16 protein-coding genes are annotated in these 13,897 nt (G+C 57.5%); 4 read left to right on the forward strand and 12 right to left on the reverse strand.

The window, feature by feature from the left end:
* Positions 1–141: 141 nt before the first annotated feature.
* From CWM58_RS04205 to CWM58_RS04215, 3 genes are all read right to left on the reverse strand, one after another.
* A complete protein-coding gene (locus CWM58_RS04205) occupies positions 142–2,442 on the reverse strand; it encodes an FdhF/YdeP family oxidoreductase (protein ID WP_100680317.1) in 2,301 nt (766 codons plus the stop codon).
* A gap of 321 nt (positions 2,443–2,763) precedes the next feature.
* On the reverse strand, positions 2,764–3,681 hold the full coding sequence (locus CWM58_RS04210; RefSeq protein ID WP_008804769.1) for a bestrophin family protein: 918 nt from the start codon (positions 3,679–3,681) through the stop codon (positions 2,764–2,766).
* A gap of 243 nt (positions 3,682–3,924) precedes the next feature.
* Positions 3,925–4,878, reverse strand: a complete 954-nt coding sequence (locus tag CWM58_RS04215) for a cation diffusion facilitator family transporter (protein WP_100680318.1) — start codon at positions 4,876–4,878, stop codon at positions 3,925–3,927.
* Positions 4,879–5,098: 220 nt separating this feature from the next.
* Here CWM58_RS04215 and CWM58_RS04225 point away from each other — a divergent pair, with 220 nt between their 5' ends.
* A complete protein-coding gene (locus tag CWM58_RS04225) occupies positions 5,099–5,785 on the forward strand; it encodes an ABC transporter substrate-binding protein (RefSeq protein WP_100680319.1) in 687 nt (228 codons plus the stop codon).
* 3 nt (positions 5,786–5,788) lie between these two features.
* Here CWM58_RS04225 and CWM58_RS04230 read toward each other — a convergent pair whose 3' ends face one another.
* The 4 genes from CWM58_RS04230 to CWM58_RS04240 form a co-directional block, all read right to left on the reverse strand.
* Positions 5,789–6,658, reverse strand: a complete 870-nt coding sequence (locus tag CWM58_RS04230) for an oxygenase MpaB family protein (RefSeq protein ID WP_012541625.1) — start codon at positions 6,656–6,658, stop codon at positions 5,789–5,791.
* 103 nt (positions 6,659–6,761) lie between these two features.
* Positions 6,762–7,193, reverse strand: a complete 432-nt coding sequence (locus CWM58_RS04235; protein WP_100680320.1) for an OsmC family protein — start codon at positions 7,191–7,193, stop codon at positions 6,762–6,764.
* A gap of 113 nt (positions 7,194–7,306) precedes the next feature.
* Entirely contained in the window at positions 7,307–7,453 is a 147-nt protein-coding gene (locus tag CWM58_RS28350) for a hypothetical protein (protein ID WP_165785680.1), read from the reverse strand.
* A gap of 15 nt (positions 7,454–7,468) precedes the next feature.
* Positions 7,469–7,873 carry a YdeI family stress tolerance OB fold protein gene (locus tag CWM58_RS04240; protein ID WP_100680321.1) on the reverse strand — a complete coding sequence of 135 codons (405 nt, stop codon included), beginning with the start codon at positions 7,871–7,873 and terminating at the stop codon, positions 7,469–7,471.
* A gap of 145 nt (positions 7,874–8,018) precedes the next feature.
* Here CWM58_RS04240 and CWM58_RS04245 point away from each other — a divergent pair, with 145 nt between their 5' ends.
* The 3 genes from CWM58_RS04245 to CWM58_RS04255 all read left to right on the forward strand — a co-directional run bounded on the left by CWM58_RS04245 (position 8,019) and on the right by CWM58_RS04255 (position 10,287).
* A complete protein-coding gene (locus CWM58_RS04245) occupies positions 8,019–8,522 on the forward strand; it encodes a hypothetical protein (protein WP_023297676.1) in 504 nt (167 codons plus the stop codon).
* 8 nt (positions 8,523–8,530) lie between these two features.
* The gene (locus tag CWM58_RS04250; protein WP_008804762.1) at positions 8,531–8,977 is read left to right on the forward strand and encodes a DUF421 domain-containing protein; all 447 of its coding nucleotides are present in this window, start codon (positions 8,531–8,533) and stop codon (positions 8,975–8,977) included.
* Between the two features lie 314 nt (positions 8,978–9,291).
* Positions 9,292–10,287, forward strand: coding sequence for an SDR family oxidoreductase (locus CWM58_RS04255; protein ID WP_012968128.1), 996 nt, complete (start codon positions 9,292–9,294; stop codon positions 10,285–10,287).
* Here the strand turns inward: CWM58_RS04255 and CWM58_RS04260 are convergent.
* The 5 genes from CWM58_RS04260 to CWM58_RS04280 form a co-directional block, all read right to left on the reverse strand.
* Positions 10,284–11,909, reverse strand: a complete 1,626-nt coding sequence (locus tag CWM58_RS04260) for an alpha-amylase family protein (RefSeq protein ID WP_100680322.1) — start codon at positions 11,907–11,909, stop codon at positions 10,284–10,286. The two genes, CWM58_RS04255 and CWM58_RS04260, sit on opposite strands and share 4 nt — an antisense overlap.
* Positions 11,910–11,963: 54 nt before the next feature.
* Positions 11,964–12,146 (reverse strand): hypothetical protein, encoded by a 183-nt coding sequence (locus tag CWM58_RS29170; protein ID WP_012968126.1) that lies wholly within the window; start codon positions 12,144–12,146, stop codon positions 11,964–11,966.
* Between the two features lie 17 nt (positions 12,147–12,163).
* Positions 12,164–12,670, reverse strand: coding sequence for a ferritin-like domain-containing protein (locus CWM58_RS04270; RefSeq protein WP_100680323.1), 507 nt, complete (start codon positions 12,668–12,670; stop codon positions 12,164–12,166).
* Positions 12,671–12,693: 23 nt separating this feature from the next.
* Entirely contained in the window at positions 12,694–12,909 is a 216-nt protein-coding gene (locus tag CWM58_RS04275) for a hypothetical protein (protein WP_100680324.1), read from the reverse strand.
* Positions 12,910–13,112: 203 nt separating this feature from the next.
* A complete protein-coding gene (locus CWM58_RS04280; RefSeq protein WP_008804757.1) occupies positions 13,113–13,298 on the reverse strand; it encodes a general stress protein in 186 nt (61 codons plus the stop codon).
* Positions 13,299–13,897 lie beyond the last annotated feature (599 nt).

The raw sequence follows: 13,897 nt of genomic DNA on the forward strand, positions 1-13,897 counted from the left end.
CCGTTTGAACCCCGCCGTTCACCCCCGGGGCCGCGCACAGGTTACCAGAATGTTAGTTTCACTAGCGATAAATTCAAGCGAGGACATCACGAGGGGCTGCGGGGCGCAGGACGGCGCGATGCTGTCCTGCGCCCTGCTTTTTTAGCGTACGCCGGCCAGCGGACGGATCTCTTTCGAGCGCAGCGTCAGACGAACGGGAACCGACTTATATGAAGGGGTGCCGCTCTCTTCATCCAGATAGTTCAGCGGCACCAGCACGTTGGCTTCCGGATAATAGGCGCCAACGGTGCCGGGCGCGATGCCGTAGGCTACCACCGTGATATCTTCCAGCGTCAGCTCGCTGTCTGGCAGCGCGGTATGAATATCTACCCGATCGCCATGTTCCAGCCCCTGGGCAGCCATGTCCTGTTCATTCATAAACAGTACGTCGCGGCGGCCAAAAACGCCGCGGTAGCGGTCATCCATCGCGTAGATGGTGGTGTTGTACTGATCGTGACTGCGCAGCGTCACCAGGCGCATCACGTCCTCGCCCTCCACCACCACGTTCTCATGCACCCCTTTGAAGACCGAGAACATCGCTTTACCGGTGGCCGTTGGCCAGATGCGCTCGGTCGGCGGTAGCGGCATGCGGAAGCCCCCGGGATGACGAATACGCTGGTTATACTCCTCGAACCCCGGAATGGTCTGTTCGATCAGATCGCGAATGCGGTCGTAATCTTCCACCAGATACAGCCAGTCCACTTTGCTGGCCGGCAGAGTGGCCTTCGCCAGACCGGCGACAATCGCCGGCTCCGAGCGCAGCGTCGGCGAGGCGGGCTTAAGCTTGCCTGAGGAAGCATGCACCATCGACATCGAATCCTCAACGGTGATCGACTGCCGGCCGCTGGCCTGCAGGTCAAGCTCGGTGCGGCCCAGACACGGCAGAATAAAGGTCTCTTTCGCCGTCAGCAGGTGCGAGCGGTTGAGCTTGGTGCCGACGTGAACGCTAAGCTCAAGGCCGCGCATCGCCGGGAAGGCGCGTTCGTGGTCCGGCATCGCCACGGCGAAGTTCCCCCCGAGGCAGATCAGAGCTTTGGCGTCGCCGGCGATCATGGCCTCCAGGGCCTTCACCGCATCGTGACCATGATGCCGCGGCGGCGTAATCCCCATCACCCGCTGCAGGCTGTCGAGGAAGGCCGCGGAGGGTTTTTCACTGATCCCGACGGTGCGGTTTCCCTGCACGTTTGAGTGGCCGCGCAGCGGACAGATGCCAGCGCCCGGCTTGCCGATGTTGCCGCGCATCAGCAGCAGGTCGGCAATCAGACGGACGTTGGAGGTGCCTTTGTTATGCTGGGTGATACCCATGCCGTAGGTGACGATGGTGGCCCTGGATTTGGCGTAAGCCACGGCGACCTGGGTCAGGGATCCACGCGTCAGGCCGGACTCCTGTTCGATATCCTGCCAGCGGGTGGCATGCAGATCCTCGGCGAAGGCGGAGAACCCCTGGGTATGCTGGGCAATAAACGCGTTGTCGAGCACATTGCCCTGCTCCTCCTCCAGCTGCAGCAGCGCTTTGGCGATCCCTTTGAGCGCCGCCGCGTCGCCGCCGGCCCGTACCTGGTAGTAGGTCGAGGCGATCGGCGTCGAGCGCCGGGTCGCCATCTCCATCACGTTCTGCGGGTCGGCAAAACGCTCCAGCGCCCGCTCACGCAGCGGGTTAAAAACGATAATCGGCACGCCGCGGCGGGAGAGCTCATGCAGGGTGCCCATCATCCGCGGGTGGTTGGTTCCCGGATTATGGCCGATGGAAATCACCAGTTCGGTCTGGTCAAAATCGTCGAGGGAGACGGTGCCTTTGCCAATCCCGATCGACTGCGGCAGGCCCACGCTGGTGGATTCATGGCACATGTTGGAGCAGTCGGGGAAGTTGTTGGTGCCATACTCGCGGGCATACAGCTGGAACAGCCATGCCGCCTCATTGGACGCCCGGCCAGAGGTATAGAACTCGACCTCATCAGGCTGCAGGCCGCGAAGGATCTCGCCGATGCGGGCGAAGGCCTGCTCCCACTCCACCGGACGCAGAGTATCGCTGGCGCGGTCGTAGACTAAAGGATGCGTTAAGCGGCCATAGCCCTCCAGTTCGAAATCGCTCTTCGCCAGCAGGGAGGTCACGGTGTTGGCCGCGAGGAACGCTGGCGTCACCCGTTTGGTGGTCGCCTCCCAGGTCACGGCTTTGGCGCCATTTTCGCAAAACTGAAAAGTGGATTTATGCTCTTTATCCGGCCAGGCGCAGCCCGGGCAGTCAAACCCATCCGGCTGGTTAGTTCGCAGCAGCGTGGCGGGCGCCTCGAAGGCATCCATCTGGGTACGCACAGCGATGGCCGTGGCCTTCAGCGCGCCCCACCCGCCTGCCGGGCCATCATAGGGGTGAACACCGGGCACCGCGCGTCTTTTGTTGGTCATCTTTTAACTCCTGCTGCTCTGTTCTGGCCGCCGCAGCCCGAAAAAAGGCGTACGACGGCCCCGGGCGACGTGGCGTGATATGCGCGGCGTCACCTGATTAGGATGCGGTTTCTCAAGGATAGTACGATGGGAAAGCGTAGGTACTGCGTTTGTTAACTGAATAATAACATACACCACAAATCTGTATAATTGATGTTATCTATCAGGTGTTAAATTTAACTTATTTGCAAATTTTCGCGGTTATCGTCGCTGTGCGCTGACGGATAAAAGACCCACGGGAAAGCGATGACCGGGCAGCGGAAACCGCCCGGTGGGTCTGATTCAGGTCAGATTGAAGTAACGGTCCGGACGCAGCGTCTCCGGCAGCGGATGCTGACCGGTCATGTCGAGCAGATTGCGCTCAATGGTATTGCACATGGCGTTCAGCGGCAGATCATTGGCGGCGGTACCGAAAGGATCTTCCAGCTCTTCCGCCAGCGAATCCCACGACAAAAAGGTGTAGGAGATAAACACCGAGACAAACGGCGTCATGTAGTGCAGATCGCCGACCAGCGCGAACGGCAGCAGCGTGCAGAACAGGTACACGGTGCGCTGCAGGATCAGGGTATAGGCGAATGGCACCGGAGTGGTCGCCAGCCTTTCACAACCGCCCAGCACGTGCGCCAGCTCATCGAGTTTGTTGTCCATCAGCCCGTAGGTGATGTCGCTGAGCTTGCCCGCCTCCCGCAGCTGGCCAATTTCGTTGCCGACCAGCAGCAGGATCCGGTTGGTGGGCATTGAGCTGGCGAGGATCTCCGCCACCTTGTCCTCCGGCAACAACCGCCGCAGGTCAGCCGTCGGATCGGTTTTGCGCAGCTGGTGCTTCAGGCTCCAGCTAAAGGCCACCAGATAGCTGACGATGCGGCGATGGACATCGTGTTCGGCCGGCAGGATATTGCGCAACTGGCGTACCAGCGTACGTTCGGCGATAAGCACCGTCCCCCACAGATTGCGCGCTTCGACGAACCGGCTGTAGCTGGCGCTGTTGCGAAAGCCGAGAAAAATCGCAATCGCAATCCCCAGCAGGCTGAACGGCGCCACCGTTAAGTGGATCCCCAGCTGCTCGTACCATTGATAGCTGATAATGGCGATGATGGACATCAGCACATTAAGCAGCAGACGAAAGATGATTTTCGACAGCACGGAGCCGTGCCAGTCAAATAAGCGAAGAAACCAGTGTTGTTCTGGCCGAATGATCATTGTCTGACTTCCTGAATTACCGCTCTGGTCATTATCTCTGAATAAAGAATAGAGATTATCTATGAACCGATTGGTTTATTTTATCGTTAACTGCGATGGGCAGATCTTCGCCATTATTTAGCGATGGTAATGGCGTTTTTAGTATGGGCCTTTTTTATATTTCAGGCAATCGATGCGCGGGCGCGTTACGTCAGAAATTAAGGCTCAGGAAAAAATAGCCGCTGAGCCAATAAAATTGTCGTCTTACGGCGCCGGGTGCGCCAGGCCGCTTTCACCGGCCCCGCATAGCGCGCTGGGCGCTTCGCTGGGATCAAGATGCACCATTACGTTAAGCACCGGATGCTGCGCCAGGACCCGCTCCCGCGCCTGACGGGCGATCTGGTGTCCCTCGGCTACCGACATCTCTCCCGCCACCTCGAGATGGACATCCACCAGCACCAGATCCCCCGCCTTACGGGTTTTCAAATCGTGCAGACCCGCCACGCCCGGCGTGGCCTGCAGCGTGCCGGCGATCGCCTGCTGCGTCTCTTCATCGACCGCGCGGTCCATTAAATCGTGCAGCGCCGTGGCGGCGAAACGATAGCCCATGCGGGTGATTAGCAGTCCCACCGCCAGCGCGGCAAGCGGATCGAACCAGGCGAACCCGGCCAGGTTACCGATAATCCCCAGCGCCACCACCAGAGATGACGCGGCATCGGAGCGGGCATGCCAGGCGTTGGCGATGAGCAGCGATGAATTCAGCCGCGTGGCGACCGCCAGCATATAGCGAAACAGCCCCTCCTTAACGGCCAGCGCCACCAGCGCCATCCACAGCGCCACGCTGTGCACCGCCGGAATCGTCTGCGGCTGCGCCAGGTGACCTGCCGCGGACCACAGCATGCCGACCCCGACCAGCACCAGGATCGCGCCGAGGATCAGCGAGGCGCCATTCTCGTAGCGCCAGTGTCCATAGTGGTGATCGTGGTCTGAGGGTCGACGGCTCTTTTTATTCGCCACCAGCACCACCCCATCGGCGACCAGATCGGAAAAAGAGTGCATCCCATCAGCAATCAACCCCTGGGAGCCAGAGAATATTCCCACCACAACCTGAAACACGGAAAGGAAAATATTGACCACCACGCTAATAAGGGTACTCTTTCGCGCCTGCACCGAACGCTCATGATATTTATTATCATTTTCAAAATTATGTTGTGTCATTATTTCTCTCCCTTTGTGAGCGGGAAGAATAAACTGACAAGCTGAGTTTATGCTTAACAATATAAAAGCCATTGCCTTTCCGTTTAACGATATCGGCGCTGTCGATTATTAATATATTCTGAAAGGGTGGCAGGACAGGTACAACCGCGCGCGGATGGGCTATCTTATGACTGGCCCGGCAGGTCGGGCCACTTTCTCTTCACCACCACAGGAGTCAGCGATGTCAGAGAACACCTCATCCCGGCTGCGTTTTGCCATTAACCTGGGCAACGCGGTCCTGGCCCATCTCGGGGAGACGGGGGAGCCCGCAGGTCTCACGGTCGAGCTTAGCCATCGGCTGGCGACGCGCTGGGGCGTCACCGCCGAGTTCGTCCCCTATCCTGCCGCCGGAAAAGTGGTGGCTGACGCCGGCGGTGATCACTGGGACATTGCGTTTCTGGCCATCGACCCGGCCCGGGAAGCGACCCTGCGTTTTACGCCTCCCTACATCACCATCCAGGGGACCGCGCTGGTGAGAGCCGGTTCGCCCTGCCAGAGCGTGGCCGACATGGATCGCCCGGCAACCACCATTAACGTCGGGCAAAACGCCGCTTACGATCTGTGGTTAACCCGTCATCTGCAGCACGCCAGCCTGAATCGCCTTCCCTCCTCGCAGGAGGCCATCGACGCCTTCCTCGCCGGTGAAGGGGATATGGTCGCCGGTATCCGTCAGCCGCTGGAGGCGACAGCCCGTCAGCACGCTGGGGTGCGGGTACTGGCGGATAATTTTACCGAGATCCAGCAGGCCATCTGCGTCGCCCGGGAGGATGTCGCTGGCTTCAACGCGGTGAATGACGCGCTGAGCGAGTGGCGGGCGGATGGCAGCCTGGAGGCACTGATTACCCGACAGCTGGGCAAGGCGGAGTGACCTTCACTCCACTTGCATCCGGCGCATGGCGCAATGCCAGGCGCCGTTGCGTACCGAGGCACGGAGCACGCGGGCCACGCCATGCACCAGCAGGCGCGTCGTGCGCCGCTGCAGCGGCGTGAGCGACAGCCCCAGCATCTCCTGCGCCCATTCCGGCAGCAGATCGATCCCGGCGCGCATCATGACCTGACCCACCGGCTGGCTCAGTCTACCCGGCAGACGAGTAGAGAGCAGCACCTCGGCTACCTCCCGGGTACGTTCGTCACAGCGCAACTGCGGGCGCATCGCCTCGAGATAGTCCGCCACTTCCTGAGGCGTCTGAGGGATGTCCTGGGCCCCCAGCCGACGGGCGATTTCCGCCGACTCGCGGAAATAGTCCTCCTGGCGCTCGGCGCTGACCACCGTCCGCTTGTAGCGCAGGTGGGAGGCCATAAAGCGACTGCACTCGGCGACGTGCACCCAGGTCAACAGCGCCGGGTCGCTGGCCTGATAAGGCGTTCCGTCCTTATCCACCCCGCCGATCCGCTGATGGATCCCCTGCACTTTGGCGATGAGCCGCTCGGCGTCGGGGGTAGTGGCAAAGGTGGTGGCGGAAATAAACTGGCTGGTGCGGCGCAGGCGGCCAAAGATGTCCTCACGGAAACGGGAGTGATCCCAGACGCCGGCCAGCGCCAGGGGATGCAGCATCTGCAGCAGCAGCGCGCTGATGCCGCCGCAGAGCATCGAGGTAAAATCGCCGTGTACCTGCCAGATGGCCGACTGCGGACCAAAAAGCCCCGGCTCCCCTTTAGGCTGTTCAAAATCGATCTCTTTTAGCGCCATGCCGGTCAGGCCGAGCACCTGCGCCTCGATCATCCCGCGAATGCCGATCATGATGATGTCCCTTACGTGCAACTAGAGGACAAAAGATACCACTATTGGGCAGCGCAGGGAGAGATATCGGGAAAGGGTGCCCGCTACGCGCGGGCACGACAGCTTACGGATTCAGCTGGTAGTCGAGAGTGATATTGGCTTTCAGCACCTGCGATACCGGACAGCCGGCCTTCGCTTTCTGAATGATCTCATCGAACGCCGCCGGCGCAACGTCCGGCAGAACAATCTGACTTTGCAGCGCGATGTCGGTTATCGCAAAGCCGCCTTCGGTTTTATTGAGGGTGACTACCGCCGTCGTGTCGATAGACGTTGCGGTATAGCCCTCTTCGCTGAGCATCAGCGACAGGGCCATTGAGAAACAGGCGGCATGCGCGGCGCCAATCAGCTCCTCAGGGTTAGTGCCTTTCACCCCTTCAAAACGGGTGTTAAAGCCGTAGGGCTGCTGGCTCAGCGCCCCGCTCTCTGTCGACACGGTGCCTTTGCCATGTTTCAGATCGCCTTCCCAGTGCGCCAGCCCTTTCTTATGAATCGCCATGTGACTCCTCCTGTGATGATGTCGAACAAAAAGTATAGTGCGTGATGCCGAACCTGCGCCTTTTCTGCGGCCTGGGCATCACTGTGCCCTTAAGGATCTCGTGGTCAGCCTCGCTAACGACCATCGTGTGGCTGATAAGGATCGGTTTTGTCGTCCTTGCTGTCGTCCCGTTTACGCGGCACTTCGCCATGCTCGGCAGGCGCCTCGCGCGCAGGATGCTTTCCGCCCTGCTCACCTTGCGGCTGAGATGTGTGACTCATATCGGCGTTCTCCGCTTACTTAGGCGACTGCTTGAGCAGACGATCGACACGCACCACCGGCGGCGTCATTTTGCGATCGAGGCTACCGTTGATGCTGACCAGATCGTCAGGCTCTACGTGCTGTTCGTTAAACGCGGCGGCCGGAATGATGGCAGTGATGGTGCCGCTTTTATCGCGAAACTGATAACGGTCATTGTCCTGGCGGGTGAGCACATTACCGCGCATTGAAATAGTCGCGCCATCGTGCATGGTTTTCGCCTGCTCAACGGTCATGATCCGGCCATCCTCGACGCCGCGATAGCCGTCATCGAGTTTGTGCGGCGGCGGCGGTGCGGCATCCTGACTAAAACCGCCCTTATCGTCCGCCTGTGCAATACCCACGGCGAGTACACAGGCCATAGCGAGCGCTAATTTTTTCATCATCCCTCCGTCATTTTACCGATGATTAGAATAAAGCCTGGCTGAGGCGATTCACTTTTACAAAGTCAATTGTTCTGATATCGACTAATATAAGAATGTCCTTATCGTTACGCTGTTGCCGAAACGAAACGCGGGGAAAATAATAATGATTAAGAATCAACAGGATTGTCCCATCGTTGACGAGAATGAACGAGCACTACGCTTCGAATATCGATTCCGGCGCTATGGGATAATTGTTCTGAGTCTCATCATTCTTACCGCGCTAAGCGGTCTGTGGTCCTCCGGTTATTTCAGTGAAGCGCACCGGGAAAGTGCCAAAGGTGAATTAAGCGTCGATTATCAGCGGTATGCCAGACTGATGAGTGAAACCGAAGTGAATATTCAGATTAAACCCGATGGAGGTAGTGAAAAAATTATCAGCTTCACCGCCCCGTTTTTATCGCGCTACCAGGTCGGTGATATCCGCCCGCAGCCGGATAAAATGTACAGTGCCGAGGGGAAATTATACCTCGTGTATCAGCAAGCAGCCAACCGCTCGCCGATGTCCGTGTGGTTATCCATTACCCCAAAAACAGCCGGCAATATTTCCCTGCAGGCGGCAGTGAACGATCGCGCGCCTGTCACCTGGAACCAGTTTGTCTATCCCTAGGAGTGGCTATGGAAATGGTCCTCAGAGCCGCAGCAATCTATTTTATCCTGTTGATTATTTTTAAGATTGCTGGCAGAAGAACGCTGATGCAGTTAACCAACTTTGATCTAATATTGCTGCTGATAATTAGCGAAGCCACCCAACAGGCGATGCTCAGCACAGACTATTCCGTCACCGGTTCGATGCTCACCATCGTCACTCTGGTGGGTGTTGATATTTTATTCGGCTATATTAAGAAACGCTTCTCGCAGGCGGAAAATTTCATTGATGGCAGCCCGGTTATTGTGGTGGAAAATGGTGCTGTCATCGACGAAAAGATAAAGCTCGTCAATATCTCTGTCGATGATATCCTGCTGGCAGCCAGGCAGCACCATGGGATCTATGAGCTCAAAGCGATCAAATTCGCTATCCTCGAGCGTAACGGCCAGATATCCATTATTCCTGAAAAGGAATAGTCTCAATTTTATTTATCGCGCTCCGGTTGTTTATCACCTGATTCGGGGGCGCGGGTGGCGTCATCCTCTTCTTTTTCAACGCTAAGCATGTTTAATGTCACCATTTTTCCTCCTCGCGGGTTGACAGGGTTCTAACAGATTATAGAACGTCCTCGCCGATGCAGGCACGATCCAGCCAGCATCATCCGGATATGTCGTCTGATTCACACTGCGGTTATTCCAGGATATTTCCCACCTCGTCATTGTCATTTGTGAGGAATAATTAACCGATCTGTGCAGTTAATATTGCGCTAGCCAAAAAAAATGAGGTCTCTATGTCTGTGATGGTAATTACCGGGGGAACCGCGGGGGCGGGCAAAGCCACCGCGCTGCGTTTCGCTCGCGCAGGATACCACGTGGCGCTGATTGCCCGAGATGAGACGGGTCTGCAGGAAGCCCAGCAGGCCTGCGAACGGTTTGGCATTAAAACGCTGGCCATTAGCGCCGACGTCGCCGATGCCGGGGCGCTGCAGCGCGCCGCCGCCGAGGTGGAAGCCACACTTGGCGCGATAGACGTTTGGATCAACAACGCCATGACCACCGTGCTGGCCCCCTTTCGTCAGATGAGCGAGGAGGAATTTCGCCGGGTGACGGAGGTGACCTATCTCGGCTATGTCAATGGCACCCGCGCGGCGCTGGAGGTGATGGCGCCCCGGGATCGGGGAGTGATTATTCAGGCCGGCTCGGCGCTGGCCTGGCGGTCGATTCCCCTGCAATCGGCCTACTGTGGAGCCAAGGCGGCGATCCGCGGCTTTACCGATGCCGTGCGTACCGAACTGATGCACGAGAAAAGCCACATCCAGTTGACCATGGTCCAGCTGCCGGGGATGAACACCGCCCAGTTTGGCTGGGCGCGGAATAAAATGGATCAGGCCATGCAGCCGGTGCCGCCGGTCTATCAGCCGGAAGTGGCCGCCGAAGCTATCTACAGCGTCATCCAGCGTCCGGTCAACGAGCTGTGGGTCGGGAAAAGCACCATCCAGTCGATCCTCGGTCAGGTCTTCTTTCCTCGCCTGCTCGATCGGCTGATGGTGAAAAAGGCGTGGGAGGGACAGTTTACCGGCCAGCCGAAGCCGGCAGAGCATCAGGACGACCTGTTCACGCCGGTACGCGGCAATCACCCCGGACACGGCCCCTTTAACGATGGAGCACGGCGTAAAGCGGTGACCATTAGCGCCGATCTCCCGGGAAAAGTGGCTGCCGGCGTCGGGGTAGCGGTGGCGACGATGGCTCTGCGGGCGTTGTTCCGTCGTTCCGGGAAACGGCGTTAATCCAGGCTCCGGCTGAACCAGCGGTACCCATACCCGGAAAGCGCCAGCCGCGCATCTTTCCCGCCGTGTAGCCCATCCTGATAGAGCTTATCTTCCAGAATTGGGCTCCAGTAGCCCTCGGCCAGCGGCGGGAGCAGGACCTCTACCGCCTGCTGGCTGCAATTCGCCAGCATCAGCACTTCCCGCGATTCGCTGCGATAGCACAGGCCCAGTACCGCAGCAGGCTTCACCGCGAGGATGGCGAAAGGAATGGAGCCCGGCTCGGTATATTCCGCCCGCGCCAGCACCATATTGCGCACCCGGTTCAGCAGCGATCGGGGGTGGCGCAGCGCTGCTTCGACATTGATCCGCTGGTAACGCCACCGCCCGCTGGCTATCGGTTTTACCGGCAGATCGTCCCGCGCCGCCCGGGAAAAGCCGCCGTTGGGCGCCGCCGACCACTGCATCGGCGTTCTGACCGCGTAGCGCTCCGGTAAGCTCAGATCGTCTCCCATGCCAATCTCGTCGCCATAGCGCATCACCGGCACGCCGGGCAGCGCCAGCAGGATCGCATGGGCCAGCGCCATGCGCCGGGTATCGCCATCCAGCATCGGCGCCAGTCGCCGGCGTACGCCACGCTGGTAAACGGACATGGATTTATCAGGGGCAAAGGTGCGGATAACCTGGCGTTTATTGCGTTCGCCGATCCCCTCGAGATCCAGTTCATCATGGTTACGCAGCCAGTTGACGAAGCAGCACCCGTCCGGCGGGGTCACCATCGCCTGCAGGGCTTTTACCACCGGGGCGGCGCGCTGCTGCGCCAGACTGAGGTAGAGATATTTGTTAAGCCAGAAATTGAGCACCATCTGCAGCCGATCGCCGTGACCGAAGTAATGGCGGTAATCTTCTACCGCAACGTCCACTTCACCCAGCAGTATCGCCTCGGGATTGAGGCGCTGAACGACCTGCCGGAGATGGTTCAGCAGCGGGTAGCCGCGCGCCTCGTCGCCCTTCCCGGCCTGTTTCACCAGATGTGACGCGGCATCGAGGCGAAAACCTGACACCCCCGCCTGCAGCCAGAAGGTGATGATGTTTTCGATTTCAGCGATCACCGGCGGATGAGCAAGATTCAGATCCGGCTCATGACGATAAAACATGTGGCGATAGTATTGCCCGGCCTGTTCGTCCCAGCGCCAGACGCTCTCCTCGACGCCGGGAAACATGGGGGGATCGTCCTTCTCCGGCGGCCTGTCGGCCCAAAGATAGTATGGCCGCCACGGCGACCGGGGATCGTGCCTGGCCGCCTGAAACCACGGGTGCTGCGCGGAGGTATGCTGGATCACCAGCTCGACGATGACCCGCAGTCCCAGCTCCCGGGCGCGGGCAATCAGCTCAATCACATCGGCGATGGTGCCAAATCGCGGGTCAGGCTGCAGATGATCGCTGATATCATAGCCATCATCCTGCAGAGGGGTGAGATAGAAAGGCGTCAGCCAGAGCACCGTCGCCCCGAGGCTGCGAATGTAATGTAGCTTTTGGCGAATACCGGCGAGATCGCCGTAGCCGTCACCGTTAGCGTCATAAAACAGTGAACTATCAACCTGATAAATGACCGCTCTGTGAAACCACTGTTCCCGTTGCATCACTATCACCTTGCTTATTCACCCTGACGGGTGGCCCGTCACTCGCCAGCAGATTCAGCGCGGTTTACGCCCGCCCCTCGCCGTCGGCCGGGGTTTGGCGACAGGCGATACGGTAGCGTGTTCCGCTGAAGGCGCCCTATTCGCCACCGCGTCCACCAGAGCCTGCTGTCTGGCGGTTAATTTCAGAGGAACCTGTTCCTCGACAGCATGGAGCGCGATCGTGTGGCGTTTAACCATAGTTTTTCTCCGGCGGCTTATTTTCCGGCCTCAACGCCAGGCAGTTCAGCACGATGCAGAAATTGCCCGACGAACGTCGGCTGATGATGAAGCAGCCAGTCAGCCATGCCTCGCTCCTCCGCCAGCATCGCCTCAAGGGCGTGGATGGCATGGTGGTCGCCCACCCGTTTCGCCGCAGTCAATAAGGCGGTATAGCAGGCGACCTCGAATTGCGCAAAAACATAGGCCGTAATAATGACTTTAATGACCTCATCGCCGGGCAGCATCATCCCAATGGACTGGCCCAACGCGGCAACCCGGCTCATCGCATCCTGCAGCGCGGAGCGGGAAATATGATTACGGGCAATGATATCCTGCAGAGACGATAATTGCCGGCGGGTTTCATAGAGATGTTGTTCAAGACGCGTGCGCAGTGGCGGATAGTTTTCACTCCTTCTGGTTGCCGCGATTAATATTACTTCGGCCTGTTTTTCCATCGCATGTGCATCGCGCAGCCAGTTATGGTAATTTTCAATATCCGTCATAAATACCTCTGATAACCAATCCTTTATTTGGATGTGGGATCTTCATTCTCTTCCGCCGCCTGGTCAGCCCGCGCTGCGCTATATCCGGACAAATGCCCAACGATATTGGCATAAATACTAATGAGAATGACCCACAGGACGCTGTTTTTCCACCAGATTAACGAGGGTATCGCCAATATTACCCACATCACGGCGGCCACAAGATGGCAGCATTTAATCAATGCCGGTGTCAGTTTCATTTTTATTACCTGCTATATTATAAATACTTAACCATTGACCAGCATATTGTTAAATCATTTACCCTTCGCGTTTACAGATAAATAAATATGGATTAGCCGACACGATTTATTATTACCAGCCCATATAAACAGAAACCTGCGGACCGGCAGGCCCACAGGTTTTTGTTCCGGCGCCCATTTTAACGCGCCTCAGGCTTCAGCCATTAACTGTCACCGGCTTTGCGACCACCGCCATGACTGTTCTTACCACCCTTTTTACCGGCTTCGGATGCACGTTCAGGATCATTTTTAAAGTTCCCGCCGCTGTGCTGTCCGCCTTTACGCCCGGCTTCGGATGCTTTTTCACGATCTTCTGCAAAGTTACCTGAACCGCCTCTGTGCTCTGCCATAATTTCACCTTTTAGGTTTACTCGATCTCGGTTGGTAAATGGAAAATGACCCTGTTACAAATCATCGCCCTCGATATCTAACACTAGAGGAATGCTCGCAGGAGTCAAATTAACGCCAGGCTTTTATCCACGCCAAATGGCAAATAAAAAATAAATAACGAAGCGGCAGTAAAAATAAATCCAGTGTAACTCACTTATTCGCCTTAGATTATCTCCATTCACTATCATGAAATTTTTTCGCCCCGGCGCTTTTGTAAAAAAATGAAAATGATGGGCGATTTTTTTATTTTTCCATCAGCCAGGTACTTCAGTCATAGAAAATACTCATAATGAGGTGGTTCATCAACCATCTATAGGTGCGAAAAACTATTTTTTTCACAATGCACACCCTTCGCCTTTAAAAAAGCATACCGTCATTCAGCCCGCCCGGTAAAATAGCTCCGCCCCGCAAATTAGGGATGGAATAATCCTAATTTAACACCACAAATAATAACGCAGCGACATACAACGAAATTCGCCAAGGATCAGCCGGTTAAAGTCAAATAAGGCCCCTATTTTGCCTGTTAAACAAGATAGATGATCCTCTCGCGTTGCCAGGC

Origin of the sequence: Klebsiella sp. H-Nf2 (assembly GCF_002806645.1) — a bacterium.
In the GTDB taxonomy this organism is placed as follows: Bacteria; Pseudomonadota; Gammaproteobacteria; order Enterobacterales; family Enterobacteriaceae; genus Klebsiella; species Klebsiella variicola.

Coding starts and splice junctions, on each gene's coding strand:
- CWM58_RS04205 (WP_100680317.1), bottom strand. CDS start 2,442: ATGACCAACAAAAGACGCGCGGTGCCCGGTGTTCACCCCTATGATGGC.
- CWM58_RS04210 (WP_008804769.1), bottom strand. CDS start 3,681: ATGATCATTCGGCCAGAACAACACTGGTTTCTTCGCTTATTTGACTGG.
- CWM58_RS04215 (WP_100680318.1), bottom strand. CDS start 4,878: ATGACACAACATAATTTTGAAAATGATAATAAATATCATGAGCGTTCG.
- CWM58_RS04225 (WP_100680319.1), top strand. CDS start 5,099: ATGTCAGAGAACACCTCATCCCGGCTGCGTTTTGCCATTAACCTGGGC.
- CWM58_RS04230 (WP_012541625.1), bottom strand. CDS start 6,658: ATGATCGGCATTCGCGGGATGATCGAGGCGCAGGTGCTCGGCCTGACC.
- CWM58_RS04235 (WP_100680320.1), bottom strand. CDS start 7,193: ATGGCGATTCATAAGAAAGGGCTGGCGCACTGGGAAGGCGATCTGAAA.
- CWM58_RS28350 (WP_165785680.1), bottom strand. CDS start 7,453: ATGAGTCACACATCTCAGCCGCAAGGTGAGCAGGGCGGAAAGCATCCT.
- CWM58_RS04240 (WP_100680321.1), bottom strand. CDS start 7,873: ATGAAAAAATTAGCGCTCGCTATGGCCTGTGTACTCGCCGTGGGTATT.
- CWM58_RS04245 (WP_023297676.1), top strand. CDS start 8,019: ATGATTAAGAATCAACAGGATTGTCCCATCGTTGACGAGAATGAACGA.
- CWM58_RS04250 (WP_008804762.1), top strand. CDS start 8,531: ATGGAAATGGTCCTCAGAGCCGCAGCAATCTATTTTATCCTGTTGATT.
- CWM58_RS04255 (WP_012968128.1), top strand. CDS start 9,292: ATGTCTGTGATGGTAATTACCGGGGGAACCGCGGGGGCGGGCAAAGCC.
- CWM58_RS04260 (WP_100680322.1), bottom strand. CDS start 11,909: ATGCAACGGGAACAGTGGTTTCACAGAGCGGTCATTTATCAGGTTGAT.
- CWM58_RS29170 (WP_012968126.1), bottom strand. CDS start 12,146: ATGGTTAAACGCCACACGATCGCGCTCCATGCTGTCGAGGAACAGGTT.
- CWM58_RS04270 (WP_100680323.1), bottom strand. CDS start 12,670: ATGACGGATATTGAAAATTACCATAACTGGCTGCGCGATGCACATGCG.
- CWM58_RS04275 (WP_100680324.1), bottom strand. CDS start 12,909: ATGAAACTGACACCGGCATTGATTAAATGCTGCCATCTTGTGGCCGCC.
- CWM58_RS04280 (WP_008804757.1), bottom strand. CDS start 13,298: ATGGCAGAGCACAGAGGCGGTTCAGGTAACTTTGCAGAAGATCGTGAA.